Origin of the sequence: Phenylobacterium sp. (assembly GCF_036501465.1) — a bacterium.
Classification (GTDB): Bacteria; Pseudomonadota; Alphaproteobacteria; order Caulobacterales; family Caulobacteraceae; genus Phenylobacterium.
Genome location: NZ_DASYAF010000100.1, coordinates 1 through 1875, shown reverse-complemented (window position 1 = coordinate 1875; position 1875 = coordinate 1). Strand labels below are relative to the sequence as shown.

The 1875-nt window shown below is 70.1% G+C and carries 1 protein-coding gene; it reads left to right on the top strand.

What is annotated here, in order from left to right; translation table 11 throughout:
- Positions 1 to 139 precede the first annotated feature (139 nt).
- Entirely contained in the window at positions 140 to 1663 is a 1524-nt protein-coding gene (locus tag VGL85_RS10735; RefSeq protein ID WP_331588924.1) for a carboxypeptidase M32, read from the top strand.
- The last annotated feature ends 212 nt before the right edge of the window (positions 1664 to 1875 follow it).

Below are 1875 nucleotides of genomic sequence, written 5' to 3'. Positions count from 1 at the left end.
AGCGCCGTCTGCCTCGCGCGGGATGTGTCGCGGGAAACGACGCCGGGCGGCTGCTGGACCACGGCTTCGGCCATGGGCGACGCCCTGATCAAGCGGCTCGAGGCGCACGCGGGCCTGACCTTCGCCGTGGAAGACTGAGGTGAACAAGCCCGCCCCGCAGCCCGACGCCTTCACCCGCGTCGTCCACCGCTTCGCCACCGCCGGCAAGCTGTCCGCCGCCCAGATGATGCTGAACTGGGACGCCCAGACCCACATGCCGGCCGGCGGCGCCTGGGCCAGGAGCGAGCAGATGGCGGCCCTGACCGAGGTCTCCGCCGACCTGATCGGCTCGAACGCCGCCGGCGACGAGCTGGCCGAGGCCGAGGCCATGGCGGGCGCGCTGGAACCGGACGAGCGCGCCGACCTGAGCGAGATGCGCCGCCAGTGGGTCCACGCCGCCGCGGTGCCGAAGGATATTCAGGCCGCCAAGTCGCGCGTCTCGCAACAGCTGCAGGCGATCTGGACCCGGGCCAAGCCGGAGAACGATTTCGCCAGCTTCGCCGGGCCGTTCGCCGAGCTGCTGGCGATCACCCGCGAAATCGCCGCCGCCAAGGCCGAGGTGCTGGGGACCACGGCCTATGGCGCCATGATCGACGAATACGATCCGGGCGTCGGCGAGGCGATGATCGACCCGATCTTCGCCGACCTGGCCGCCTTCCTGCCGCCATTGATCGCCGAGGTGCGCGAGCGTCAGGCCGGTTGGCCGGACCCCATCCCCTTCCCGGCCGTGCCGGTCGAGCGGCAGGCGGCGCTGTCGCACCGGCTGGCGGTGGCGGTCGGGCACGATCCGGACAATTTCCGCATCGATTCCGCCCCGCACCCCTTTTCGGTGCCGCACAGTCCCGGCGACGTGCGTTTCACCACCCGCTACGACGTGGCCAATCCGCCCTTCGCGATCCACGCCACCCTGCACGAGGCCGGGCACGCCATGTACGAGGCGAACCTGCCGCGCGACTTCGCCTTCCGCCCCGCCGGCATGGCGCGCGGCATGACCGTGCACGAGAGCCAGTCGCTGTCGCTGGAGATGCTCGCCGGACGCAGCCAGGAGTTCCTCGGCTATCTGGCGCCGCAGATGGCCGAGGCCTTCGGCGGCGACCCGGCCGTCTGGTCGCTGTCCAATGTGGTCAACAGCTGGCGGCGGCTCGACAACGACTATATCCGCGTCGAGGCCGACGAGATCTCCTATCCGCTGCACGTGATCCTGCGCTACCGGCTGGAACAGGCGCTGATGCGCGGCGACCTGGCGGTGGCCGACATTCCCGGCGCCTGGAACGAACTCTTCACCCGGCTGCTCGGCCGCACCCCGCCGAGCCTGGCCCAGGGCTGCCTGCAGGACATCCACTGGGCCGCCGGCCTGATCGGCTACTTCCCCAACTACGCCATGGGCTCGATGCTGGCCGCCCAGCTGTTCGAGCGCGCCACCGCCGACGCGCCCGACATCCTGCCCGGACTCGGCCGCGGCGATTTCACGCCCTATTTCGACTGGGTCCGCCCGCGCGTGCACCAGCGCGCCAGCCTGACCAGCTTCGCAACCCTGGTCGCCGACGCCACCGGCGCGCCGCTCTCCACGGACGCCTTCAAACGCCACGTGAAACGGCGGTACCTGGAAGAGGCGCAGCCCTAGAATCCCTTCCATCCCTTGCGAAGCGGGCACTTGAGCTTTTTACCGCCAAGGACGCCAAGGGAGAGCGCCGACCTCTTCTTCTTGGCGATCTTGGCGGCCTTGGCGGTCAATCCTGAGGTTTCACGGTCTCAGATCTGCTTGTCCCGCCCCGCCCAATACGGGGCGCGGACCTGGCGGCGTTGGACCTTGCCGGCTTCGGAGCGGGGGATGTC